The 24,388-nt window shown below is 64.0% G+C and carries 26 protein-coding genes and 4 pseudogenes; 22 read left to right on the forward strand and 8 right to left on the reverse strand.

Annotation, left to right across the window (positions count from 1 at the left end; genetic code table 11):
* Positions 1–58: 58 nt before the first annotated feature.
* The 8 genes from U5S82_16340 (at position 59) to U5S82_16375 (ending at position 8,819) form a co-directional block, all read left to right on the forward strand.
* The gene (locus U5S82_16340; protein MDZ7753178.1) at positions 59–469 is read left to right on the forward strand and encodes a BlaI/MecI/CopY family transcriptional regulator; all 411 of its coding nucleotides are present in this window, start codon (positions 59–61) and stop codon (positions 467–469) included.
* The gene (locus U5S82_16345) at positions 462–1,445 is read left to right on the forward strand and encodes a M56 family metallopeptidase (protein MDZ7753179.1); all 984 of its coding nucleotides are present in this window, start codon (positions 462–464) and stop codon (positions 1,443–1,445) included. The genes U5S82_16340 and U5S82_16345 overlap by 8 nt, the downstream gene beginning before the upstream one ends.
* Positions 1,442–2,665, forward strand: coding sequence for a TolC family protein (locus U5S82_16350; protein ID MDZ7753180.1), 1,224 nt, complete (start codon positions 1,442–1,444; stop codon positions 2,663–2,665). Before U5S82_16345 ends, U5S82_16350 begins: the two co-directional genes overlap by 4 nt.
* Positions 2,662–3,063 carry a hypothetical protein gene (locus U5S82_16355; protein MDZ7753181.1) on the forward strand — a complete coding sequence of 134 codons (402 nt, stop codon included), beginning with the start codon at positions 2,662–2,664 and terminating at the stop codon, positions 3,061–3,063. Before U5S82_16350 ends, U5S82_16355 begins: the two co-directional genes overlap by 4 nt.
* The gene (locus tag U5S82_16360; protein ID MDZ7753182.1) at positions 2,966–4,666 is read left to right on the forward strand and encodes an HlyD family efflux transporter periplasmic adaptor subunit; all 1,701 of its coding nucleotides are present in this window, start codon (positions 2,966–2,968) and stop codon (positions 4,664–4,666) included. The genes U5S82_16355 and U5S82_16360 overlap by 98 nt, the downstream gene beginning before the upstream one ends.
* A 33-nt stretch (positions 4,667–4,699) precedes the next feature.
* Positions 4,700–7,801: an efflux RND transporter permease subunit gene (locus U5S82_16365; GenBank protein ID MDZ7753183.1), complete on the forward strand. Its 3,102-nt coding sequence runs from the start codon at positions 4,700–4,702 to the stop codon at positions 7,799–7,801.
* Between the two features lie 295 nt (positions 7,802–8,096).
* Entirely contained in the window at positions 8,097–8,459 is a 363-nt protein-coding gene (locus tag U5S82_16370) for a DUF3147 family protein (GenBank protein MDZ7753184.1), read from the forward strand.
* Positions 8,460–8,594: 135 nt separating this feature from the next.
* Entirely contained in the window at positions 8,595–8,819 is a 225-nt protein-coding gene (locus tag U5S82_16375) for a hypothetical protein (GenBank protein MDZ7753185.1), read from the forward strand.
* Between the two features lie 346 nt (positions 8,820–9,165).
* Here U5S82_16375 and U5S82_16380 read toward each other — a convergent pair whose 3' ends face one another.
* From U5S82_16380 to U5S82_16390, 3 genes and pseudogenes are all read right to left on the reverse strand, one after another.
* Positions 9,166–10,317: an IS91 family transposase gene (locus U5S82_16380; GenBank protein MDZ7753186.1), complete on the reverse strand. Its 1,152-nt coding sequence runs from the start codon at positions 10,315–10,317 to the stop codon at positions 9,166–9,168.
* Entirely contained in the window at positions 10,310–10,633 is a 324-nt protein-coding gene (locus U5S82_16385; protein ID MDZ7753187.1) for a tyrosine-type recombinase/integrase, read from the reverse strand. Before U5S82_16385 ends, U5S82_16380 begins: the two co-directional genes overlap by 8 nt.
* Before the next feature lie 53 nt (positions 10,634–10,686).
* Positions 10,687–11,166 (reverse strand): annotated as a pseudogene (locus U5S82_16390) (phage integrase N-terminal SAM-like domain-containing protein).
* Positions 11,167–11,759: 593 nt separating this feature from the next.
* Here U5S82_16390 and U5S82_16395 point away from each other — a divergent pair.
* The 7 genes and pseudogenes from U5S82_16395 to U5S82_16425 all read left to right on the forward strand — a co-directional run bounded on the left by U5S82_16395 (position 11,760) and on the right by U5S82_16425 (position 15,672).
* Positions 11,760–12,671: a DUF6088 family protein gene (locus U5S82_16395; protein ID MDZ7753188.1), complete on the forward strand. Its 912-nt coding sequence runs from the start codon at positions 11,760–11,762 to the stop codon at positions 12,669–12,671.
* Positions 12,668–13,747: a nucleotidyl transferase AbiEii/AbiGii toxin family protein gene (locus U5S82_16400; GenBank protein ID MDZ7753189.1), complete on the forward strand. Its 1,080-nt coding sequence runs from the start codon at positions 12,668–12,670 to the stop codon at positions 13,745–13,747. The genes U5S82_16395 and U5S82_16400 overlap by 4 nt, the downstream gene beginning before the upstream one ends.
* 62 nt (positions 13,748–13,809) lie before the next feature.
* A pseudogene (locus U5S82_16405) lies at positions 13,810–14,147 on the forward strand (transposase).
* Positions 14,148–14,204: 57 nt separating this feature from the next.
* Positions 14,205–14,312, forward strand: a pseudogene (locus U5S82_16410) (peptide-methionine (S)-S-oxide reductase).
* 556 nt (positions 14,313–14,868) lie between these two features.
* Entirely contained in the window at positions 14,869–15,150 is a 282-nt protein-coding gene (locus tag U5S82_16415; GenBank protein ID MDZ7753190.1) for a type II toxin-antitoxin system Phd/YefM family antitoxin, read from the forward strand.
* Positions 15,147–15,449 (forward strand): type II toxin-antitoxin system RelE/ParE family toxin, encoded by a 303-nt coding sequence (locus U5S82_16420; protein ID MDZ7753191.1) that lies wholly within the window; start codon positions 15,147–15,149, stop codon positions 15,447–15,449. Before U5S82_16415 ends, U5S82_16420 begins: the two co-directional genes overlap by 4 nt.
* 58 nt (positions 15,450–15,507) lie before the next feature.
* A pseudogene (locus U5S82_16425) lies at positions 15,508–15,672 on the forward strand (prevent-host-death family protein).
* A 343-nt stretch (positions 15,673–16,015) separates the two neighbouring features.
* Here U5S82_16425 and U5S82_16430 read toward each other — a convergent pair.
* The 5 genes from U5S82_16430 to U5S82_16450 are packed head-to-tail and all read right to left on the reverse strand — an operon-like array spanning position 16,016 to position 18,900.
* Entirely contained in the window at positions 16,016–16,201 is a 186-nt protein-coding gene (locus U5S82_16430; protein ID MDZ7753192.1) for a hypothetical protein, read from the reverse strand.
* Positions 16,198–16,998, reverse strand: coding sequence for an AAA family ATPase (locus U5S82_16435; protein MDZ7753193.1), 801 nt, complete (start codon positions 16,996–16,998; stop codon positions 16,198–16,200). The genes U5S82_16430 and U5S82_16435 overlap by 4 nt, the downstream gene beginning before the upstream one ends.
* Positions 16,998–18,167, reverse strand: coding sequence for a DDE-type integrase/transposase/recombinase (locus tag U5S82_16440; GenBank protein MDZ7753194.1), 1,170 nt, complete (start codon positions 18,165–18,167; stop codon positions 16,998–17,000). The genes U5S82_16435 and U5S82_16440 overlap by 1 nt, the downstream gene beginning before the upstream one ends.
* 39 nt (positions 18,168–18,206) lie before the next feature.
* Complete coding sequence (locus tag U5S82_16445; protein MDZ7753195.1) at positions 18,207–18,344, reverse strand: hypothetical protein; 138 nt, start codon at positions 18,342–18,344, stop codon at positions 18,207–18,209.
* A 46-nt stretch (positions 18,345–18,390) separates the two neighbouring features.
* Positions 18,391–18,900 carry a hypothetical protein gene (locus tag U5S82_16450; protein MDZ7753196.1) on the reverse strand — a complete coding sequence of 170 codons (510 nt, stop codon included), beginning with the start codon at positions 18,898–18,900 and terminating at the stop codon, positions 18,391–18,393.
* Positions 18,901–19,437: 537 nt separating this feature from the next.
* Here U5S82_16450 and U5S82_16455 point away from each other — a divergent pair.
* The 7 genes from U5S82_16455 to U5S82_16485 all read left to right on the forward strand — a co-directional run bounded on the left by U5S82_16455 (position 19,438) and on the right by U5S82_16485 (position 24,388).
* Positions 19,438–19,722 (forward strand): ribbon-helix-helix protein, CopG family, encoded by a 285-nt coding sequence (locus tag U5S82_16455; GenBank protein ID MDZ7753197.1) that lies wholly within the window; start codon positions 19,438–19,440, stop codon positions 19,720–19,722.
* 12 nt (positions 19,723–19,734) lie between these two features.
* Positions 19,735–20,031 carry a type II toxin-antitoxin system RelE/ParE family toxin gene (locus U5S82_16460; GenBank protein ID MDZ7753198.1) on the forward strand — a complete coding sequence of 99 codons (297 nt, stop codon included), beginning with the start codon at positions 19,735–19,737 and terminating at the stop codon, positions 20,029–20,031.
* Between the two features lie 1,381 nt (positions 20,032–21,412).
* Positions 21,413–22,279 (forward strand): phage integrase N-terminal domain-containing protein, encoded by an 867-nt coding sequence (locus U5S82_16465; protein ID MDZ7753199.1) that lies wholly within the window; start codon positions 21,413–21,415, stop codon positions 22,277–22,279.
* 91 nt (positions 22,280–22,370) lie between these two features.
* A complete protein-coding gene (locus U5S82_16470) occupies positions 22,371–22,817 on the forward strand; it encodes a pili assembly chaperone (GenBank protein ID MDZ7753200.1) in 447 nt (148 codons plus the stop codon).
* 2 nt (positions 22,818–22,819) lie between these two features.
* A complete protein-coding gene (locus U5S82_16475) occupies positions 22,820–23,062 on the forward strand; it encodes a hypothetical protein (GenBank protein ID MDZ7753201.1) in 243 nt (80 codons plus the stop codon).
* Positions 23,055–23,834 carry a TIGR03759 family integrating conjugative element protein gene (locus tag U5S82_16480; protein ID MDZ7753202.1) on the forward strand — a complete coding sequence of 260 codons (780 nt, stop codon included), beginning with the start codon at positions 23,055–23,057 and terminating at the stop codon, positions 23,832–23,834. Before U5S82_16475 ends, U5S82_16480 begins: the two co-directional genes overlap by 8 nt.
* Positions 23,835–23,923: 89 nt before the next feature.
* Entirely contained in the window at positions 23,924–24,388 is a 465-nt protein-coding gene (locus tag U5S82_16485) for a lytic transglycosylase domain-containing protein (GenBank protein MDZ7753203.1), read from the forward strand.

Raw genomic sequence — 24,388 nt, forward strand, 5'->3', positions numbered from 1 at the left:
ATTGTCAATCGGTTTTAGCACCTGTATATTGCCCGCTCCTTTCCTGATGCGGTCCCTCATGTCTTCGCTGGAATCAAAAGCCGCACCCCGCCTGGGGGACCTCGAAGCGTGCCTGCTCAAGTATCTGTGGACGGTCGAATCCGGCACGGCGAAGTCGGTGCACGACGCAGTCGGCCGGGCGCGCGGCGTGTCGTTGAATACCATTCAGTCGACGCTCGATCGTCTGCATACAAAGCAGCTCCTGGACCGCAAGAAGATCAGCCGGGCATATTGTTACACCGCGTGTGTCAGTTGTGGCTCTCTGCTCGCAGCGATGGTTTCCGAAGCCGCGACCCGGTTGTCCGGGGACAATGCGATCGCCGTGGCGGCACTGATCGATGCCGCGGCGCAACTCGACGACGCCGCCCTGGACGAACTCGAGCAATTGATCGTGGCGCGGCGGGCAGGGGAGGGGCGCACAGGTGATTGAAGCATTTCTCGGCTTGACCAGTCTATTGGCGATCGTTGCCGTGTTCGGACTGTTCACCGGTACGCTCGTCGCCTCGCTGAGCGCCCGCTTTTTGCTTTCCAGTTCATTTTTGGACCAAACTCCGCCCGGACTGCGCTGCCGCCGGGTCGAGCAAATCGCGCTGCTTCCGATCGCCGCGTCACTGCTCGCGATGCTCGCACTCATCCTGCCGGCGTTGTTCAAGCTTGCGGGACTGATCGACGACCATTGCCTGGCACACGGTCTGCATCATCCGCATTTTTGCCTACGCCACCTCCCGGCGTTTGACGCGAGCCCATTGGCGCTAATGGTGCTGGTCGCCGGCGCGCTGTCGATGGTCGGACTAGTGCGTGCGGTGCTTCCCCTGTATGGACAGGCCCGGCTGACGAACTCCATCGCGCGCATCGCGCCGCCAGACCGCCACGTGATCAGAACCGACTCGGAATCGCCGCGGGCTTTTCTTGTTGGCATTCAAAAGCCGCGGATAGTCCTGACTAAAGGGTTGTTGCGCAAACTGACGCCGCCTGAAAGACGGGCCGTAGTACGCCACGAGATCGCGCATGCGCGTGCCGGCGATCTGGCGCGCAGGCTGATGCTCGTCCTGCTTGCCTCTCTGCATCTGCCGCAAACGGGGCGGTGCCTCTTGCGCCACTGGAACCAGGCGGCAGAGGAACGCGCCGACGATACTGTTGCCGCGCACGGCCAGGGACTGGACCTGGCATCGGCCCTGGTTAAAATCCTGCGCGGCAAGCGGCCTGAATCATCGGTGCAGGCGCATTCGATGGGCGCTGATTCGGGCGATGTTGCCCGGCGGATTCGTCGTCTGGCCGACGGTCCGGGCGAATTGAGCAGTTCCTGCTGGCTGGAATGGTCGCTGATTGCAGGGCTCAGTCTGGTGACGTTGGCTGCGGCAAGCCAACACCACGCAGTCGAGACCGTTATTGGCTGGTTGGGATGATGATGATTCGGCCAGGAATCGTTGCCGCCTGTCTTGCCGGATGGATGCTGGCATTGGCCGCCCCTGTGCACGCCCAACCGCTTACCGAGAACGAGGCGGTGCGACTGGGCCTGGAAGTTGCGGCCTGGCGCGAGTGGGCCGACGTCTCGATGGACCAAGCGCGCAACCAAACCCGCGCAACCGGTTTGCAAGACAACCCTGAATTCGAGTTCATCGATGAATCGCTGGACCTGCCCGGCGGCAATACCGACCGCTTCTACTGGCTACGCCAACCGCTGGACCTGACCGGCCGAAACTCGCTGATGCGCAAATCGGCTCGCGCCGCCGAAGGCGTCACTGCCGCAGACATCAGCCTGATCCGGCGCCAGCGCGCCAAGACCATTCGCGCTTCGTTTTATCGGGCGACCAAGCTCCGCAGGGAAAGCGAGGCCATGCAAACCTGGCGCGGCCGGTTGGCCGAACTCGGCCAGGCGGTGGCCGAGCGGGTTCGCGCCGGTGATGCGTCGCGCTTCGACCGGCTAAGGATACAGCGCGAGCAATCCTTGCTCGACGGCCGCCTGGCGGCAAGTCACGCCGAACTGAATTCGGCGCGCAAGCGACTGTTCGGTTTGCTTGAAAGCCGGCCGCGCACGTTGGCCGGCCACCTGTTGCCCGCCGATCCGCCCCAAGCCGCGGCCGTACTGGCCGCGTTGAAAACGCATCCGGAAGTCCGGCGGCTCCAGGCCGGCGCCGAGGCCGACCAGCTCGCCGCGCGCGCCGCGGGGCGGGAAGCCTGGCCGGAAGTCACGCTGGGTGTAGGCGTCCGGCGCTTCGAGGACGGCCCGATCTCGGAGACCGGCGGGGTTTTTTCGATCGGTGTCGAGGTGCCGTTGTTCGACCGCGGCCGCCAGCGCCGCGCGGCGGCCGAAGCCGGGGGCGGCGCGAAGTCGGCCGAGGCCGCGCTGGCAATCGCGCGACTGGAGGCCGAAGCGCAGGCCTTGCTCGATGAACTGGCGCTGCGCCGCAATGCAGCGCTGGCCGCGCGCACCGCGCTGGAAGGCGACACGGGCTCGCTGCCCGAGATCGCGGAAGCTTCCTATCGTGCCGGCGAGCTCGATGTCATGAACCTGCTCGATGCCTGGCAGACCGAACTCGATCTGCGCCTGCAGGCCATCGAACTGGCATACGCGGCGCGTGTGGCCTCGATCGAATTGATGCAACTGACCGGAGAAGCCCAATGAAACATGCCCTGATCCTCGCCAGCATCCTTGCCGCCGTCCTGTCGCTCGCCGCGTGCGGCGACCCTGCCCACGACGAAAGCGAAGCGCACAGTCACGATTCCGGAAGTTCTTCCCACGACAGCGGGGAGGCTCACGATCACGGGCCGGACCGCGACCATGCGCACGCAGAAAAGTCCTCGGGCGAAACGCAGGCGTTTTACGGTGATGAAGCCGAGTCGACGGCGGAAGAAGCGAAACCGCAAGAATCGGCAGGCGACGAGCCCGTCGGCGAAGACGGAAGCAATCACGAGCACCATGACAATGGCCATCACGACCACGGCGATGCCGACGACGCCGCGCAATCCGATCCGCACGCTCATGATCACGGCGATGGCGAAGACCACGACCCGCATGGATAAAAATCTGTTGCTGCTGGCCGCTCTGGTCTTGCTGGCAGGCTGCGGCGCGCTGGAAACCGGAGACCACGCGCACGACCGCGACGAGGCCGAACACGCGCCTGCCGAGGAAACAGCGGCCGAAGTGGTGACTCACTACACCGCCGACAGCGAACTTTTCGTTGAATTCGCGCCGTTGGTCGCGGGCCGGGGTTCGCGCTTTGCGGCGCACGTCACGCGACTGAGCGATTTCGAGCCGGTGCGCGCCGGCCGGGTCGATGTGGTGCTGGCGCGCGATGGCCAGACCGCAGCTCGGTTCCGGGTCGAGCAGCCGGCGCGCGACGGCCTGTTCACGCCCACCGTCACGCCGCGCGAATCCGGCGAATTCGAGTTGCGTATCGAGGTCGAGGCGCCGGGCTTGAGGACTGTGCACGAGCTAGGCCAGTTCCCGGTATTTTCCGATCCGGGCGCCGCACGCGTTGTCGGCGAGGCGCCTGCCGGCGAAATCACCTACCTCAAGGAACAGCAATGGCGCGTACCGTTCGCCACCCAGGCGGTACGCGAGGTGTTGATGCGGGCATCGGTACCGGGTGTGGCCCGGGTCCAGGCGCCCGCCGACGGCAGTGCGCAGGTGGTCGCGCCTGCCGACGGCTACTTCACGGCGGTCGAGGTTCCGCGCGCGGGCCGGCATGTGCAGGCCGGCGACGTGCTCGGCTACCTGGTCCCCCGGTTGGGCGAAGGCACCGACTTCGGCCGGCTGATGGCCGAACTGGAAAGCGCCCGCAGCCGGCTCTATCTGGCACGCCGCGACGTCGATCGCTTGACCGCGCTGGTCGAAAAGGGCGCGGTCCCCGAGCGCCGACTGATCGAGGCACGCGCGGAGTTCAACGTCGCGCAAAGCGAGTTGCGCGCCGCTCGCGGGCGGGTCGAGCAACGGCAGGGCGATACGGCCGGGGCCGGCATTGCGCTGAAGGCGCCGGTGTCGGGCGAAATCATCGACGTGGCGATTGCACCTGGTGCGTTCGTGCGCGCCGGCGAGTCGCTGGCCTGGCTGGCGGACCCGACCCGGCGCTGGCTGGAAGTGCGCGTGCCGGAAGCCCGCGCGAGACGGCTGGAAGAAACCAGCGGCGTCTGGTTCATGGCCGATGGCACAACCGTGGTGCTGGATGCCGCCACCGGCGCCCAGGTGATCCAGGCCGCGCGGCGCGTCGAACCGGCCTCGCGCACCGTGGTGGTGACGATTGAATACCCCTTGCTCGCCGCGGCCGGAGCGGCCGTCGGCGACACCCGCGCCGGCGACAATGAATCGAGCGCAAAACCGATCCCGGATGCGCCCGGGTTGATCGGCCTCGGCATGGCCGCACACGTGTATGTCGGCGCGCCGACCGAGCGTCTGGCCGTCCCGTCCAGCGCGATCATCGACGACGGCGGGCGACCCGTGGTCTACGTGCAGACCGGCGGCGAGAGCTTTGCGCGCCGGCCGGTCGAGACCGGTATTCGCGACGCCGGGTGGATCGAAATCCAGTCGGGTCTGGCGGCCGGCGAGCGGGTCGTGACCACCGGCGCCTATGACGTCAAGCTGGCGTCGGTCGGCGGCGAAGAGGTCGGTCACGGCCATGCGCATTGATACTTCTGGTTGCATTAGTAAGTCCCGTTCGCGATGATTGACCGCGTCATTTCCTGGTCGCTGGGCAATCGCCTGCTGGTGCTGGTGCTGGCCGCCGGCCTGCTTGTCTGGGGCAGCTGGTCGGCGCTGCAAACGCCGGTCGACGTGTTCCCCGATCTGACCGCACCCACGGTTACCGTCGTCGCGGAAGCCCACGGGATGCCGCCGGAGGATGTCGAGATTCAGGTGACCCTGCCGATCGAGACCGCGCTGAACGGCGCGGCCGGGGTGCGTCGGGTGCGCTCGACCAGCGGCATCGGCATCAGCGTGGTCACCATCGAGTTCGATTGGGGAACCGACATTTATCGCGCGCGCCAGGTGGTGGCCGAAAAGCTTCAGATCGCGCGGGCCTCGCTGCCCGCCGAACTGCCGCCGCCGGTGCTCACACCGGTGACCTCGATCATGGGCGAGGTGATGTTCATCGCGCTCAAATCGAATGCAGCCGAGCCCGACATCCGGGACGAGATGGCGCTGAAGACCGCGGCCGACTGGGTCGTCAGGCGGCGCCTGCTGGCCGTACCCGGGGTGGCCGAAGTCATTCCGATCGGCGGTCGCACGCGTCAGTTTCAGGTCATCGTTCAGCCCGAACGACTGGCCACCTTCGATATTTCCATGGGCCAGGTGCTCGAAGCCGTGCGCACGGCCGGGCGCAACGCGTCGGCCGGCTTCATGGTTGAAAACGGCCAGGAATTTTTGATCCAGGGTATCGGGCGAGTGCGCCGGGTTGAAGACATCGAACAGGCCGTGGTCGCCCGGCGCGACAACGTCCCAGTGCAGCTGCGTGACTTGGCCGTGGTGCGGATCGGTCCAGCGCCGCGCCGCGGTACGGCCGCGCACAGCGGAGAGCCGGCGGTGGTGCTGGGCATTCAGAAGCAGCCGGGCGTCAACACCCTGGCGCTGACCCGCCGCCTGGATTCGGCGATCGACGATATCCAGGCATCGCTGCCCGACGGCATGCGGATTGAGACCGATGCGTTCCGCCAGGCCGACTTTATCCGGATCGCGGTCGACAATCTGGGGGTGGCGCTGCGCGATGGCGCGGTGCTGGTCGTGGCGATCATGTTCGTGTTCCTGCTCTCGGCGCGCGCCACCGGCATTGCGTTGCTGGCGATTCCATTATCACTGCTGGCCGCGGTACTGACCATCCGCGCGCTGGGCGGCAGCATCAACACGATGACGCTGGGCGGCATGGCGATTGCGCTGGGTGCGCTGGTCGACGACGCGATCATCGTGGTCGAAAACATCGTGCGGCGACTGCGGGAGAATCAGGCACGGGCCGCCGACGTGCGCCGCCCGACCGTCGCCGTGGTCTTCGATGCCACGCGCGAAATCCAGGGCTCGATCGTGTTCGCCACGCTGATCATCATCCTGGTCTTTTTGCCACTGTTCTTTCTGGCCGGCGTCGAGGGCCGCCTGCTGGAGCCGCTGGGCCTGGCCTACATCGTCGCGCTGGCCGCCTCGCTGCTGGTGGCATTGACGGTCACGCCGGTGCTGTGCCTGCTGATGCTGCCGGAGCGGCCCGAGGCCGGGAACAGCCACGACAACCGTTTTACCGCTCTGCTCAAGCGGGGCTACCGGCCGCTGCTGGAAACCGCGCTGTCTCGCTGGCGCGCAGTCGCTGTAACGGCGACCGGCCTGCTGATCGCCGCCTGTATCGCACTGGCGTTTGCCGGTCGCGGCTTTCTGCCCGAATTCAATGAAGGCAGCCTGACGATCAGCGTGGTGACGCTGCCCGGTACTGCGCTGCAGGAATCCGACCGCATCGGGGCGCAAGTCGAGAACATCCTGCTGGCGCAACCGGAAGTAGTCGCGACCACCCGGCGCACCGGTCGCGCCGAACTTGACCCGCATGCCCAGGCGGTGTATTCGTCGGAGATCGACGTCAACCTGAAAATGCGCGAGCGCGAAAAGGCCGCGCTGCTGGCCGACCTGCGCGCGGCATTCGCCGCGATTCCGGGCACCAATATCGTCGTTGGCCAGCCGATTTCGCACCGCATCGACCACATGCTTTCGGGCACGCGCGCCAACATCGCGATCAAGATCTTCGGCCCCGAACTGCCCGAACTGCGCCGGCTCGGCGCACGCATCGAGCAGATCGCGGGGCAGGTCGACGGCGCCGTCGACGTCGCGATGCAACAGCAAAGCGAGATTCCGTTCGTCGCCATACGATTCGACCGCGCGGCGCTGGCGCGCTACGGCGTGTCGATGGCCGCCGCGGCCGAGATGGTCGAGGCGGCGTTCGGCGGCACCGTGGTCGGCAGCGTGCTCGAGGAATCGGCCAGCTTCGATCTGGTCGTGCGCTACCCCGAGCGCATGCGTGACGACTTCGAGACCTTGCGCAACACGATCTTCGAGACCCCGGCCGGTGCCGAACTGACGCTGGATACCATCGCCGATGTCCGGCGCGCCCGCGGACCCGATACGATCAGTCGCGAAAACGTCCAGCGCAAGATGGTGGTGATGGCCAATGTCGCCGGCCGCGATCTGGTCGGGGTGGTCGAAGACATGCGGCGGCGCATCGGCGCGCAGATTGAATTTCCGACCGGTTATCACATTGAGTTCGGCGGCCAGTTCGAAAGTGCCGAGGCGGCCGGCCAAAGATTACTGTTATTGGGCCTCGTGGTCATTGCCGGCATTTTCTTCCTGTTGGTCACCGCTTTCACCTCGGCTCGTGACGCCGCGCTGGTGATGCTGAACCTGCCGCTGGCGCTGATCGGCGGCGTGGCCGGCGTGTGGCTGGCCGGTGGCGTCGTGACCATCGCGGCACTGATCGGCTTCATCACGCTGTTCGGCATCGCCACCCGCAACGGTGTGATCCTCATCGACCATATCCGCCGACTGGTCGAGGAGCACGACCTGGCGCCGGCCGAAGCCGTCCGCACCGGTGCCGATCAGCGCCTGATCCCCATCCTGATGACCGCGCTGGCCACAGCACTCGCGCTGGTGCCGCTGGCGCTGGCCGGCGGCCAGCCAGGCAGCGAAATCCAGGCACCAATGGCCATTGTCATCCTGTGCGGCCTGATCACCTCGACCGCGCTGAACATGGTCGTCGTACCCGCGCTGTATCTGCGTTTCGGCGCCGTTTGCCGATCGTGAGTGCGCTGACTAACCAGATAATGGTTTGACATAATTCCCGGGGCGAAGTGTGCTGCATGAACGATAGAGAGAACTAGAGTTCATCGACGCCAGTATCCGGATTCGAGCGCATGACATCGGGGTCGGTAACAGCAACTCGCGTGACAAAGTTATCCGCGCTGTGCGAAACGTGGAACGTGGCTGGAAAGCAATGCGGAGCTATCAGTAGGCATAGTGCTTATCCTCATAAGGCTCAAGATATCAATGGGCTGAGTTCCAGCGGCATTTGTTGATTTTCAGCAGGAGGTAGACACGGTTGGCTTATTACATCGTTAAAGTCGCAGTGACCGCCATTCTGGTAGTCCTTATATCGGAAATCTCCAAACGCAGCTCGTTTGTCGGGGCCGTGCTTGCCTCGGTGCCGCTGACTTCCGTCCTGGCGATGTTCTGGCTTTATGCAGACACCGGGGATGCTGGCAAAGTCAGCGCGCTCGCAGACAGTATCTTCTGGCTGGTTTTGCCATCGCTGGCATTGTTTATCGCGCTGCCTATTCTTCTGGCGCAGGGGATAAATTTCTATCTCAGTCTGGCGGGATCGATCGGTATTACCGCAATTTGCTATGGGCTGATGGTGGCTGTGCTTCGCTATTACGGAGTCCAATATATAAATAGCGTATAACGAGGCGAAGTATGACGCGCCCTTCGGGCGCAGGACGCTCGCAAGCTTGCGCCTCTGTGTCTAGGGTTAAGTGGCTGGATTTAGGCGAAGGTTGCCCGCCATTGTGCAATCATTTAGAGAAACTGGAGATATGTCATGACAGAAACTATACCTGGTCCTGGAATGTGGCCCTTAGGCCCATTGATGATGTTGGTGATGGCGGCAGTGATTATCGTGCCGTTTTGGTTTATTTTTTCCAAAGCTGGCTACTCAAAGTGGTTAAGCTTGCTGATGATCGTTCCACTCGTGAACGTGATCCTTTTGTATTTCTTTGCGTTCTCTAAATGGCCGATCCTCGGAACTAGCGACAAGCAAACATAGATTCGTCACCAGCGTTGATCTTAGTTATGCTCCGCATAACTCATAAGCATTTATCCGCCGTGCGCAGCATGGCGAATAAATGTCTGTTGGACTAAGCCGCCCATCAGATCGGCGCGGTCTGATCTATAGGGAAATGTATTGCGCGGGGTGGGTGCGATGCGCCGGCGGTGGCGCAGATCGGGGCGGTGGTCGTGGCCGGCGAGGCGTCTTCGTCCATGTCTTCGGGCCCTGCAACGTGCGATAGGTGGTCATTCTCTCGCCATTTCTGCGCAAAATCCAATGTCCGGACGAGCGCAACCGCGGCCCGGCTGCGGGGCCGTCCCACCTCGGTCAAGACCGCGGGCCTTTATCCTGTTCTACGGCCTCGGTGTCGCGTGTCGGGCGGTCTCCAGAGGGACCGACCGGGCGCAATCTGCGCGATCACGTGCAGTCGCCCGGTCCGGCACTGCGGGCAGGGATAGTCGACGCTGTCGTGGTGTGCGGTGCCGTCGTCCTTCTCCGGTGGGACGGGGACGGCCAGGGCCTCACGGATCCGGGCGAGCTTCTCCCGGCGGCCGCGGTTGGCCAGGAAGCCGAAGTGACGAATGCGCATCAGCCCTTTCGGTAGGACATGCATCAGGAAGCGGCGCACGAACTCTTCGCCCTCCAGGGACAATGTCTTATGTCGGTCACGGTCGCGGTAGTCCTTGTACCGGATGGTCACCCGTTCGTCGTCGACCGCGAGGATCCGCGCTGGGGTGATCGCGATGCGGTGGGTGTAACGGGCCAGGTAGTCGACGACGGTGGCGGTATGGTCGAGACAGTGTTTGGTGTAGACCACCCAGTCAACGGCCATCAAGGCGTCGAGTACGGCATCGACCTCGCCGTCGCGCGTGACACGGTACAGTTCGCCCTGGGTCGCGGCCTGGCGCAACTGTGTCACCATCCGCCCTCGGAAGTGCCGCGAGAGCGCCTTGACGGGAAACAGGTAGGTGCTCTTCGCCGCCCGCCACTGGCCGTCGCTACCCAGGGCTCCGCCGGGCACCAGGCAATGCAGGTGCACATGGCGGCTCAGGTTCTGGCCCCAGGTGTGCAGTACTGCACTCATGCCCATCTCACCGCCCAGACGCTTGGGATCCTGGCCGAACGCCTTGAGGGTGGACCAGGCCGCCTGAAAGAGCAGGCGGTAGATCACCTCCGGGTGCAGTGCCACCCAGCCGTTGAGGGTATGTGGCAGGGTGAAGACCAGATGGTAATAGGTCACCGGCAGGATGTGCCCCTGCTGACGCGCGGCCCATTGGCGGGTCGCCCGTCCCTGGCACTGCGGGCAGTGCCGGTCGCGGCAACCGTGATACCAAACCTCTTCGTCACCGCAGGCGCCGCAGCGCAGCCGCACCCCGCCCATCGCCTCGGTTCGGCAGGCCTGCAGATGGCCACAGACCTTGCGCCGCTGGTAATCCAGCGTGTCAGCGCGCAGGAAGCGGTTCAGAATCCCTTGCACAGTGGCCGCCTCAGTCATGACCCACCCCCAGTCCCGCGATCAGATCGGACACCCCCTGCGCAGCGCCGCGCTGCTCGGGTACCCAATGCACGTAGCGCATCGTCGATTGCAGGTTGCCGTGGCCGAGCAGGCGTTGCAGCCGGTGGACCGGCAGGCCGCTCTCCAGTTGATGGGTCGCATAGGCGTGACGCAGGCTGTGGATGCCGCCGATCTTCTCCACTCTGGCCCGGTTCTTGGCGCGACCGAACACCCGCTGGGCGCTGGCGATACTGAGAGGGGTCGTCGTATCGCTTCCGCTGGGAAAGAGCCACGTGGGGGGCGGTAAATCGCCCAGTAACGGCGCAGCGCGTGAAGCAGGCCGGGCGAAAGGGTGACCAGCCGGTCCTTCGCCCCCTTGCCCTGCTCGATGCGCAGCAGCCCGCGTTCGCCATCGATATCACGCACCCGCACTCGCACCACCTCGCTCACCCGCAGGCCGCAGCCGTAGCAGGTCTGAAGCAGCATGCGGTGCTTGGGGTTGGTACACGCCACCAGAATGCGCCCCACCTCATCGCGGGTCAGCAACTCGGGGATCCGTTGGGCCCGCTTCGGCATCACGAAGGACACATCGAACGACGGCCACTTCAGCACCTGCACATAGAGGAAGCGCACCGCACCGTGGTGAACCCGGCAGGTCGAACCGGATAGCGAACGCTCGACGGCCAGATACCTGAACCAGGCCTCCAGCTCTTCGAGGCTCAACTGACTCGGCGAACGCCCGTAGTACCGCGCCAGGGCGGTAACCGCTGCCAGGTAACTCTGATGGGTACGCACTGAAAAGCCACGCTGGCGCATGGCATCAATCATCTGCTGACGCAAGGGTGTCATCGTCGTCTCTCCTCTCAGTCAGACCCACATCGGGTCAACTGAGAGTGTTGACGACGGAAGAACCGCCGGCGTCTATCGAAGGGGAGCTACCGCGGAGCGGTTTAGTTCAACTCAGCGTTAGATTTCAATGGAGAGAACCATGCCAAATGCAGGCCAAGAAATGCCGATGGGCTTTTTCCCATTCGGTCCGATCATGTGGGTCGTGTTGGCGATAATATTTATCATCCCGTTCTGGCAAATCTTCTCGAAGGCGTGGTGGGACCCGGTGACGACGGTGAACCCGTCATGACCCTCTTGCTACGAAACGAGGACTGATCCCGCCGGCCGCTGCCGGCATCTTCGCCCTGGCCACTTGGGTAAAAGTGGCGCCTCCCCCTCTCTGGCCCACGGGCTACAGTGAACCGCCCCGAAAATCGCGGAGGCTGCTTGGTTTAAGTCAAGCCGCCATCGCGACCAGACTGGCGAGTTGGCGGATCCCTTTGCTGTCGTCTGGTGGAGGCGGAGAGAATCATATTGAACTTTAAATCAATGGTTTCTTTGGACAAACGTCAGATCTGAACGTTGTATATCTATTTCCGAGATCGATTCGCACGATGTCCGAAAAAGATCTACAATTTTCGGACATGAACGACGACTCACCCGATCTGAAGACCGCCATGCTTGCACGCATCCGCGCGGACGCGCCGCGTAAGGTCTGGACGCCCAGTGATTTCGTCGATCTCGCCTCGCGGGACGCCGTCGACAAGACGTTGCAGCGGCAGACGAAGGCCGGAACCCTCAGGCGAATCGATCGCGGTCTCTACGATCAACCTGGCTACAACAAGCTCACCCAGAAACTCAACCCACCCGATCCGCGCTCGGTTATCGACGCCGTCGGGCGCCGCGACCAAACCCGGATGCTTGTCGACGGAATGACCGCGGCGAACGATCTGGGCTTGACCGACGCCGTCCCAGCAAAAATCGTGGTGCACACCGACGCGCGGCGCCGCGCGATCAAGCTTGACAACGTGACGATCACCTTTCGTCAGACCGCGGCCAGCAAGCTGTTCTGGGCCGGGCGGCCGGCGATGCGCGTTGTCCAAGCGCTTCACTGGTTGCACGATCTCTTGGGCCGTGAAGGGGAGAGCGACCAGGTCAAGCGCAAGCTCGCCAAGCTTTTCGAAGATCCGACGGCGGGGTCGTACCTCACAGCCGATCTCAGAGCCGGCATGACGGCGCTTCCGACATGGATGCGGGTGTTTCTCAAACCGCTCATCGAAAGTGATACCAGCACTCGTCTTCGGCATGTCGACGATAATCGTGCTGCTGCTGCTGCTGCTGCTGCTGCTGCTGCTGCTGCTGCTGATGATGATGATGGTGCAGATCATGATCGTCATCGACAGACAAGGTGCGATGGCGGTAATGATCAGCATCACGCGGCCGTCGCCCAGCCCAAACGAAAACGGCTCTCGACTCAGAAGTCACGAACCGCCAAGCGCGGCGCGACGGGGACGACGAAGGTATGAATCCGGCTTTCGATGAGGTTCTCGCAGCCGGGGCGGACGCGATGTTGGGCGCCTTTGATGCGACGGCCCTGCGTCTCGGTACGGTGTCCCAGAATATCGAGAAGGACTTCTGGGTCTGCTGGACGCTGGATGCCTTGTTCAATGGCCTGAAAGACGGGGGACCCCGTCTCCTCTTCAAAGGCGGAACTTCCTTGTCCAAGGGGTTCGGTCTGATCAACCGCTTCTCCGAAGACATCGACATCACCGTGTTTCGGGACGACATTGGCGAGCCGGCGACCATTGAGGAACTCGATGCGCTCAGCGGCAAAAAGCGCAGGGCGCGGCTCGATGCGATCAAGGATGCCTGTAAGACGTATATCAGTGGCCCGCTACACGCTGAGTTGACGCTGATCCTCCAAGACCGGCTCCAAGCCGCAGGTTTCGATACCAGCGTGCCACGGGTGGAAGCCGACGACGCCGATCCCGACGGGCAGACCTTGCTGATCTGGTATCCCGCGGCAACGCCGCGATCGGATTACGTGCGGGCGGCGATCAAGATTGAGTCTGGCGCGAAGTCCGCGCTCGACCCGAACAGCGAAGTGCCCATCAAACCCTATGTCGATGATGATTTGCCGACGCTTGACCTGACCGTTCCTTCTGTACGGACGGTCGATCCGGAACGTACGTTCTGGGACAAGGTCGTCATCCTCCACGGGCTGCGGCGCTGGTTCGACAAGCGCGGCGAGCTACGCGGGGGCGGCCAACGCGTGTCCCGCCATTATTATGACCTGCACCGGCTCGCCGCGTCGCCGGTCGCCGCCGCCGCCATCGCTGAGACGGCGCTCGGCACGGACTGCGTTGCGCACGCCCGGATGTTCTTCAATCGACCGGACTTTGATTTTGCGAGTGCTGCGCCCGGCTCCTTCGCGATGGTGCCGCATGACGCGATGATCGATCAGTTGCGGGTCGACTACAGAGCTATGCAGGGCATGATCTTCGGTGACCCTCCGGAGTTCGAAGCCGTGCTCAAGAGCATCAGCGCGTTGGAGACGCATCTGAACCGAAACGGCGCAAGTGGAAGCGGGGTGACACGATGAAGCAACTGGAGGAGGGGCCGGTGCAGAAGCTGGAGTTTGGCGCGCAGCGCGCGGACGAGGCGGTGGCCCAGATCGGTGCGGTCAAGCTGATCCAGCGTTTTGGTAGCGCGCTGACAAAATCGCCAGGACCGATTTTGAACAGCCGAAGGCTGGTCCCGGAGGGGTGGAGGGCAGGACGCCCGGAATCACCTCAATGTCCACTTCCATATGCTGTTTCTCGACGGGGTGTACATCGAGCGTGCCGCCAGTGCACTGCGTTTCCCCTGAGTGAGGGTGCCGATCAGCGCCGAGCTAGCCCGGCTGACCTGGATCTCGGCGCAATGCATCGGCGGCTACCTCGAACGCCATGGGATGCTGGAGCGCTGTTGCGGAGAACCGCTACCTGGCCGGCGATGACATCAAGGCTGGCGCGATGGACGAGCTGTTGGGGGCATTACCACCGAGATGCTTTCGGCCCCCGGAGTTCTACTATGCCGAGGACTATCACCAACAATGCCTGGCCAAGAATCCCGGCGGATATTGCGCCATCGGCGGCACCGGGGTGGATTATCCGACGGTGGCTTGAGCAGCCCGCCGCGATCCGCCCGGCAATGGGCATCGGGGCGGCCGTTCCAAGCCCGGCTGGCCTCCTCGAAAGAGGGGATGCAGGTTGTTGTCAAGGCCTTGACATCCACCTTATGCACATGACTGGTGCTGCTGTATTAAAAATGAAACAACATCGGTCAAGGCGCCGTGAGGTTCATTAACACTTACTTAAGTATATGATGTTAAAAGTATAATTCGAATTGGCTAAAGTGTCGCCAATCTAAAGAAAGCCGTGTGGGAATGCGGGTTGGAGACCAATTGCCCCAAAACATCCACAACCTTATCCACAGACTCTGTGGGCAATCCGGGTTTTATCCGCACCATTAATGAATTAGGGCTCGACGCTTAATAAACCACGTTAACAAATCACAATAACGAAGAGGGCCGCGAGGTCATCGCGATGCCCTGTAATGGACCACTCAGCCGTGGCGTGCGAGGGCGGCCAGCATGTGCCGGCCCATCGCCGCTAAGTTTGCGACCATCTTACCTTTGACGTACATTAAAAAGTACAACTTAACGTACTTTTAGAGGTCGCCATGTCGAAGGTAAGAGTTGATGAGGATATCCGTCCCCTGTCTGAGTTTCGTGCCGAAGTGGCGTCATTTGTAAAGCACATTCACGAGACGCGGCGACCGATGGTTTTGACCCAGCGAGGGCGTGGGGTCGCCGTCCTCATGGATGTCCATGAGTTCGAGCTGATGCAGGAACGACTGGAGATCCTCGAGGACATCTATCGCGCCGAAGAACAACTCGCCGCTGGCGGGGGCGTCCCCCACGATGAAGCGAGGGCGCGGGTCCTGAAAGGGATCGCGCGGTGAGGGTGGAGTGGTCTCCACTGGCACTGGATCGGGTATCTGATATCGCGCGCTACATCGCCAAAGACAACCCGGATGCCGCCGAGCGGTGGGTGAACGAACTGTTCGATGCGGTCGAGCGTCTGGAGGATTTTCCGGAGATCGGTCGCGTTGTTCCGGAAGTGGGTGTCAGGCGAATCAGAGAGCTGATCTTTGGCGCCTACCGCGTGATTTACAGCGTCAAGGACAAGGTCGAGATCCTCACGGTCCGCCGGGGAAGCCAGCTGCTGGATGTGAGCGAGATCGACGATGAACAGGAGTAACGAGACCATGGCACCGAAAGCCCAGTGCCCAAGGCCGGCTGGCTTGTCGCCTGCGCGAACCCGCCGCGGCCGGGACGTGGCAGATGTGAAGTCGGTGACTGACTCGGCGATGGCCGAAGACGAACGGGCGTTCATGCGCGCCGTCATCGCCGGTCTCGCCGACCTCAAGGCCGGAGGGGAACTGCCACTCGCGGAGGCCAAAGCGCGGTTGGGCTTGAAGTAGACTCATGCCGAAACGCGCCGACTCGGCATCGAATAGGTGCATCGGTCCGGCCGCGGCGTTGCCAAAACATGCCGCCGACGAGCCGCCCGGAAGCCGGCCACCAAATTATTACAGTGTAATAATTCCTGCGGATGGCTATTGGTGGCCGCTTTCGACCTCGGTTGTTGTATCTCAAATTATTCCACCAGTAATTTCCCGGTTTATTCCGAGCGAGTAGGCTGCAGTTTTCTCGGTTTGAGCGCTCCGGTGGAAGAGCGCGGGCAGGATAGGATGAGAAGAAGCTGGAGGTCTGGCGAGATGGGCGCCGCTTGTGGCGGCGGTTGCGGTTGGGAAAGACTGGGATTCAGTCCCAGAGGTCGGGCTGTCTGGGATTGGTGTTCTGGTAGTAGCGCGTGATCTCGGCGAAGTAGCGGTTTTCGAGGGTCTGGGCGATGGCGTAGAGGAGGTCAACCATCTGAGCGGCGGCCTCGTCGGAGAGGTGGTCGGGCAGGGTCTGATCGTCGTCGTTCATGGTGGTGTGGTGTCTCACGGTTGCAGCTCGTCGAGCGCTGTCTGGAGGTGGGTCTCGGTGACGTGGTGTTGGTTGTCCAGCGCGGCGGCAGTGAGGGCGTAGTGGGCGATGCGGTTGACCTTGCGCGGAAGCCCGCGCGAGGCCTGGAACAGGGCCTCGGTTGCGGGTGGGGTGAAGATGGGGGCCTCGGCGCCGGCGAGGCGCAGGCGGTGAATGAGATAGTCATCGAGTTCGTCGCGCGAGAGGCCGGGGAGGTGGTGGCGCACCACCAGTCGCTGGCTCAACGACTCGTGCACGGCCATGGCGAGGCGTCGGCGCAGCTCGGTGAGCCCGACCAGCAGCAGGCACAGGCGGTTGTCGGCATCCATGGCGTAGCTGGTCAAGAGGCGCAGATCCTCGAGCACGTCATTGCGTAGGTGCTGCGCCTCGTCGACGATCAACACGGGCAGCTGCTTGGCCTCCTGCACCAGGCGGGTGATCTCGACGCGGATGGCGCGGTAGGCGGTAGCGCGGGACCGCTCCGTGGGCAGGCCGAGTTCCCAGGCGATGGACTTGTACATATCGAGCACGTTGCCGGTGGACAGGGAGACGTAATAGACGCGGTACAGGCCGGGATGGAGTCCGGCGGTGACGTGCCGGCAGACGGTGGTTTTGCCGGAGCCGACCTCGCCGGTCAGCAGGCCGATGCCGCGCAGATCGATGAGGTGCGTGAGCCGGGCCTCGGCCTCGCGGCGGGCGGTGGAGGCATAGAGTTCATCGGCCTCGAGGGTATTCTCGAAGGGGAAGCGAGTGAACGCGAAGTGGCGCAGATACATTAGTCGTTCTCCTCATTGTGCGGGTTGTCGAAGGCCCCGAGGGTGAGACGCGACGGGTGCGGTTCGGAGGCTGGGGTATCGGTGTCGAGGCGCCAGGAGGGCCGGTCGCGGCGCACGGTGGTGTTGGCATAGGCATCGAGCGGCGTGGCCTGTCCTGCCGGCTGGCCTTTATGGACCACGGTCAGGGGCCGGGTGGGCGGCACGGCGGGGTCGTACTGTAAGGTCACGGTCTCGCCGACGAGCACGGCGTCGACCTCATAGACGTGGCCGTTCAGGCTCACGGTGCGGTCGTTCATGACCCGGCGCTTGGTCTCGCAGAGGAACAGCGCATCGAGGCCGGGATCGGGGAAGCGGATCTGATCGCCGACCAGGGCCCACTGTTCGAGGGGCGTTTTGCCGTCGAGGCCGCGGTGCGGGGTGTGGTGATACTCGCCCTCGATGAAGGCCCACAGGCGTCGGTTGAGGGCCTCGAGGCTCACCGTATCCTCAGCGGTGAGCTGGGTGAGCAGCTGTGCTCGGACGGTGCGGAACCAGCGTTCGATTTTGCCCTTCCCCTGAGGTTGATGGGGTCGGGCGTGGATCAGCGCCGTGCCGAGCCTGGCGCAGACGAGGGCGAGTTGGCGGGAGCGGTAGTTGGCGCCGTTGTCGACGTAAAGGCGCTGGGGGATCCCGCGGCGGATGAGAGCCTGCTTGAACACCGGCAGGAAGGCGCCGGTGTTTTCGGCGAAGGCGAAGGCCGCATAGGGGATGACGCGGGTGGCGTCATCGATGAAGGCGATGAGATAGGTCTTTCTGCGCCGGCCCCGCCCATCAGCGGCGGTGATGCCATGCATCACATCGCTCATCCACAGCTCGTCGGCGTACTGGAAGGCGAAGCGCCGCCGATCGGTGCCGATGGGTGCATCGGTCTTCTTGACCATGAGCCCTTCGCGGGTGAACAGACGGTGCACGGTGGAGGCGGGCAACGGCTGCTCGGCCGGGACCAGGCCCTGCTCGCGTGCGTGTTTGATCACTGCGCGCACTGACAGCTTCGGATGCCCCTCTTTGATGGCGCACAGCGCTTCGGCCACGGAGTCGGGCAGTCGCCGGGGCTGCCCCCGATCGGCCCGTGGCTTGGGCAACAGCGCGTCGAAGCCGCCGCGCCGATAGTGCTTGAGCCAGTCGCGGATCGTTCTCGGCGGCCACGCGGGAGCGACGGCTGCCGGGGATCACATAGTCCTTGTCTGCCTTGGCGCGCAGCCGCTCGGTGATGCCGGCACTGCCCGGGGCCAGTGTACGAGGTCGGCGATCAGGCCGTAGCGGAACAGGGCCACCGCCTGGCGGTGGTCATCATCAGGATCAGTCATCGGATCTTCTCTCGGTTATGAGCCCTTGGGCCCGGGAGAGGAGACGTTACGGCGGAGAACGCGGCGGATCAGGCCCCAGGGGTTGTTGGGTGGCCAAATTGGGATCACCGTGGGCGGTTGCCCGGGGACAAAACCCCACCGGCGTCGGCAGTTGAGGCAGCTGCCGGGCCGCCGAAGCACGCAGCGCCATCAGCACGGTCTCATGGCCGAGATGGCCACGAAGGTGAGTGACGGTCGCGAGGCAGCCGGCCAGTTGGTCAGGCAGAAGAGCGATGACGATGAGCAAGAAACGGTGCACCAAGACAATGCGCCGGCGTATCCAGCGCAGCGCCCCCGGCAGCTCGATATCCAGGCGCAAGGTGCTTGCCGCCGCTTCCATGCTCGGCGCCTGCTCGGCGACGGCCACCACGTGTTCCAGCTCGTTGAGCGTACCGGGCAGCCGTGCCGCCAGATGGTCCGGCAACAGACTGAAGGTGGTGTGACTCTCAGGGCAGTACCAGCGGGCGATTCGTGTCCCCGCCGGCGTCTTGCGCTCGTAGGTGCCGTGGCGGGCCAACGAGCAACCACCACGAGGATGGTTTGGGCAGCGAGAGAGACTTGCCTCCCGCCAGGCTTGGCGGTTAACGTAATCCTCGCTGGTGTGCCCCGTTTGGAATCGAAGCTGCACCGGCCACGGCCCGGCGGCTGTCACCGCGCGGGCCTTTTCCTTTCTTCTCACTTATCGGTAAGTAGAGATTACCGGCTCTGCCCCGATCAGCGAAAGCCTCAACATCCACCGGCGACACCCCTGCCCGACGACTTCCCGGAATACTCTCTCTGACCAGAGGCTTCACCAGCGGGACAAACCGAGAAGATCCGACTGGTATCCAACGCTTTAATCTGCGAAACAACATCGGTTGCCGGTCAGGTAGCGACCTCTTCGAGTTCAACGTACGTTCAGACGCATAACCGAACCTACCTCGAGGTAGCCCCTGTCAAGATCGGTGATGGCGCGGACCACCGGTGGAGCGACGGCATCAACCCGTACGGGTATCTTGGATAGTAGCACTTATGTGCTACACTTTCGCCAAAGCAATGCTTGGGAGCCTGCATGATGCCGACGACGACCGTTCGTTTGCCCGATGATCTCAAAAATCGTATTGCGCGTGCCGCAGAGCGGGTAGGCATGACCTCGCACGCGTTCATCCTCGATGCGATTGCCGAACGCGTGGATGCGGAAGAGCGACGCAATGAATTCCACGAGACGGCAGGAGATCGCTATGCCCAGATCGTCGCATCGGGAGAGACGATCCCCTGGTCGGAGATGCGTATCTATCTGGAAGATCGCGTAGCCGGTAAGAAGCCGACTCCTCCGGTGGCACGTAAGCTTTCCCGCTGATCATTCGTCGCGATGGCGCGCATCGAGCTGGCGGCGCAGGTTGCCGACGATTTCGATCGAATACTGGAACACCTCGCACAATACGAGGTCGCGGAGGCGGCAGCGCGTATCGATCAGATCATCCAGGCAATCAATGTGCTTGAATCCAATCCCCTGCTGGGACGCCCAGCTCGTCACGATGCCCGGGAACTGATCATCGGCCGACAATCTCGCGGTTATGTTGCCCTCTACCGCTATGTTCCTGAGGTCGATACCGTCTTCGTGTTGGCGATCAGAAGCCAGCGCGAGGCGGGTTACAAATTCCTCTAACGGACGAAAGAAGAAATTCTCACGCAGCTGTCCCCTTAAGTCCACAGGCCTTGCCTGCCCTTGGCAAAGCGAGCCTTCTCACTCGCGTCGCCAGGGGCGGGACCGCGCTTGCGCGGTGACTGTGGGCCCCTGTGGTCAGGTGAAGCCGCGCCGGAGGCCCGCGGGAGCCTCTCGATGCAGCCCCTGTGCCAGGCGCATGCCTGGCGCCGGGGCTGCTCCGCCGCGACGCCTCCCGTCTCACTAGCGAGCGCAAGCGGGGTAGTGGCGCGGGCGGCGCTGCTGTAAACGGCTGGGCTCGAAGTAGGAGCATGGCGAAGGTTGCCATTCGGATCACCGAATCCGCACTTAGCGATCTGGAATCGATACGGACCTGGTACGCGGATTCGTGTCGTTCGAGTCTGGCGTAGCGAGCGCCTGCTCGTCGTGCCGGACGAAGACTCGCCCTGACGTGCCGCCTCGGCAAATTATTACAGTGTAATAATCGCCCGCCGGCCGGCCGCTCGAAGCCGTCCCTCACTCCCGAATCAGCTGTCCACAGAGTCCACAGGCCTTGCCCGCCCTTGGCAAAGCGAGCCTTCTTACTCGCGTCGCCAAGGGCGGGACCGCGCCTGCGCGGTGCCTGTGGACCCCTGTGGTCAGGTGAAGCCGCGCCGCAGGCCCGCGGGAGCCCGTTGATGCAGCCCCTGTGCCAGGCGCATGCCTGGCGCCGGGGCTGCTCCGCCGCGAAGCCGCCCGTGTCACTAGCGAGCGCAAGCGGGGTAGTGACGCGGGCGGCGCTGCCGTAATCGGCGCGGCGTGAGGGCCGATTTTTCCGATGACGCGCGAATGACGCGTTCCTAAACTGCCGCCCACGATCGATTTCATCCGTGGCCACTGCGGCTCAGTGGCAAAGAGGGCGCCCACCCTCGACCTCTCAGGTCGAATCGGGCATGCGCGCCAAGGACCGGATCCAGCGCGCCGACCGAGAGGTCGCCGGTCCATCGTCAAAATCGTCGGCCCTCCGGTCGACTCATCCGGTGAGCTCCCAGCTCGCCATTCCACGATCCGCTCGATCCGGCCGCCGCAAGGCGCGTCGACGGGTGTTCTCTCAACATCGCGAAGATCCCATTCGCCCAACTCAACGGAGGTAATGCGCTACAGCAAGACCATTCATTCAACTCAAGCAACACGAAGGAGGTGATGCGTTATCGAAAAGCGGCCCGCAACGGGCCCGTTGGTCTGCACCGGACCGATCCCCCACAGGGGAGAACCGGTGTTGCCTGCAACCAGGCATCTTCAGGTTGAACGGGAGTGGTGTCCCGTGACCCGTGCCTTGATCTAGGGACCTGGGCGGCTACGGCCTGCCAGGTGGTCAGAAACACTTACCAGAGCATCGAACACTTTGAGAGACCTGAACTACCAACTCAAACAGCTGTGTCGCCACAACCGTGACGGTGGCTACGCGACCCAGCGCAACCGCGAGCGCCTGCTGTCGCTGATCGCGGACCAACTCCACGCGCTGGGCTTCCGGGGCATGGGCGCACAATCGCTGAAACCGAAACATGTGGAAGCGCTGGTGAACCGGTGGCAGACCGAGTCGCTCTCCATCGGCACCATCAAGAACCGGATGACGGTGTTGCGCTGGTGGGCCCAGAAGGTCAATCGACAGAATGTGATTGCACGCCAGAACGACCACTATGGGATCCCGGAGCGGACCTTCGTCAGCACCGAGTCGAAGGCGCGCCAGGTCGACGGCGCGGCACTCGATCGCATCAAGGATGCCCACGTCCGTATGAGCCTCGAGCTGCAGCAGGCCTTCGGCCTCCGGCGCGAGGAAGCCATCAAGTTCCAGCCGAGCTACGCGGATCGGGGCGATCAACTGGTGCTGAAGGACAGCTGGACCAAGGGCGGCAAGGCCCGCGAGATCCCCGTGCGCACCCCGGCGCAGCGGGTGATCCTGGATCGCGCCCATCGCCTCGCGGGCCGCGGCTCGCTGATCCCGGCCGAGCGCAACTACCGGCAGCAGCTGCGCGTGTACGAGCGACACACGGCGAATGCCGGTCTCTCCAAGCTGCACGGCCTCCGGCACGCCTATGCCCAGGGACGTTACGAGGAGCTCACCGGCTGGAAGGCACCCGCGGCCGGGGGCCCGACCTCGAGTTCTTTCACGCGAGAGCAGCGCGCCATCGACCGCGCGGCGCGGCTCGTCATCAGCCGCGAGCTCGGCCACGGACGCGAGCAGATATTGACCGTATATTTGTCGCGCTGAAAGGAGCGCGTAACCTGCGAGAGTTTCCCGTTTCGCGAGGACGGCGCGCTCAGCAAACTCGGACGCAGGTTTTGAACTCGGCCGGGCACTCATGAAACGAACCTACGCGCATCGCCGTCACCTTTTTCCCGTCTCCGCGTGCATGCTGGGGGCGCTGATTGCGTCCCTCGATGCCAATACGGCCGAGCTCACCGTCGCGCGCTACTCGACGGTGCAGCCGGCGCCGAGCCTGGCGCAACGGGATCCCCTCGCAGCGCCGGTGGTCTCGGTACTGCCGGCCTCCGTGATCCGGATCGGAGCAGCGGTCGAGACGCTGCTCGAATCATCCGGCTACCGTCTGTCGTCATCCCTTGCCGCCGACGCGGAACGAGCCGAACTTTTGGATCTGCCGCTGCCGGAAGCCCACCGCGCGCTCGGTCCGCTGCCGCTGCGCACGGCCTTGAGGATCCTCGCCGGACCCGCCTTCATGCTGGTCGAAGATCCCGTGCATCGGCTGATCTCGTTCGAGCGGTGCGACCAAGGGACGGGTAAGCGCTGACCATGGAAACCCTCATCGCCATCCTGATCGTCCTCGGCCTTTTGTCCGCAAGCGGCGTGCTGCCCGAGAAATCCCCGCGACCGGCCAACCAGCAGACGCAGCCGTCTGCCCTGGAGGCGTCTGAGCCAGGGGTCCGCCCCGCGTGTAATCAGCACGACCCGGCGTATCGCGACCTCACCGTGCCTTACCCGCGACGGACGAGTAGCGACCCGGCCGACAACATGGAGGCCGCGTGCGATGTATAGGCCCTTCCTCCTCGCAACGGTGGGCACGGTGCTGTCGCTGATCGTGAGCCCAAGCCGGGCCGCCGATCCGGCCAACACCGCATCAGGGAACACCACGACCAGTGCGACCCTCCTGGAGCGCACGCCGCTCACCGAGCACGAACGTGCCCGGGCCGGGCTCTGGGGCTTGTCGGCAGCCGAGTGGCAGCGCTATCGGACGCTCATGGAAGGGATCCGCGGCAGCATCAGCCCCGGGACCATCTCGCCGATAGAGGTCCTCGGTATCCACGCGCGCGATGAGGCCGAGCGCCGCAGGTACGCCGAGCAGTGGGCCGTGATGATGCGTGAGGATGCCGGGCGTATCCTCGCCTTCCAGCGGGCCTACGACGACGCGGCGCGCCTGTTGTTCCCGAACCAGACCCTCATCGAGGTCGCGCGCCTGCCGGCTCAGACCGACGGCGGCGAGGGGTTACGGCGCACCGATCGGGTGTTGCTGTTCGCGCGTCCGGACTGTGCCGCGTGCGATGCGCTGCTCGCGCGGGTGCTGGCGAGACTCGACCGCCTGGACGGCGTCGATGTCTTCTTGAGCGAGATCGCAGTGGGCGACGAAGGGGCCATTCGGAACTGGGCAATCGAGCGCGGGATCCGTCCCGAGTGGGTCACCACGCGACGCGTGACCTTGAACTTCGATGGAGGCGCCCTCAAGCGCGTCGCGCCCGGGCGAGGTGATCTCCCCGTCCTGATGCGCCGCCGGGGTGAGTCCGTCACACCACTGTCGGGATCGGCGTTGTGAGACCGTACGCCCGCTCGGTTCTTGCGCTGGTGGCGATCGGGGTGGCGTCACCTTCGGCCCTCGCCGCCACCCCTGTTTCGGAAAACGGCGTGCCCGAAGGGTACCGCCGCGTCGCGGTGGCCCATGGGATCCCGAGCGCGCTGTTCTACGCCGTCGCGCTCGCCGAGAGTGGCCAACACGTCGAACACCTGCGCACCACCCGGCCGTGGCCCTGGACCCTCAACATACAGGGCAAGGGGCGCTACTTTCCCACTCGCCAGGCGGCGGTGGTCGCCGCGCGCGAGGCGCTCGCCAAAGGGCGCCGATCGGTCGATATCGGCCTCATGCAGATCAATTGGGCATACCACAAGGCAGCTTTGCGCTCGGTCGAGGCGGCCATCGATCCCTACCATAACCTCGCCGTAGGCGCGGGGGTCCTCGCCGACTGTTACCGGGCACGGGGCGACTGGTGGGCGGCGGTCGGCTGCTATCACGCGCCGAATGATGCCGATCGGGCGGCCCGCTACCGTGAGCGGGTGGAGCGGATCTGGTCCCGCGTCACGGCGATGGGGTAA

It is taken from the genome of Gammaproteobacteria bacterium, assembly GCA_034522055.1.
GTDB lineage: Bacteria > Pseudomonadota > Gammaproteobacteria > JAABTG01 > JAABTG01 > JAABTG01.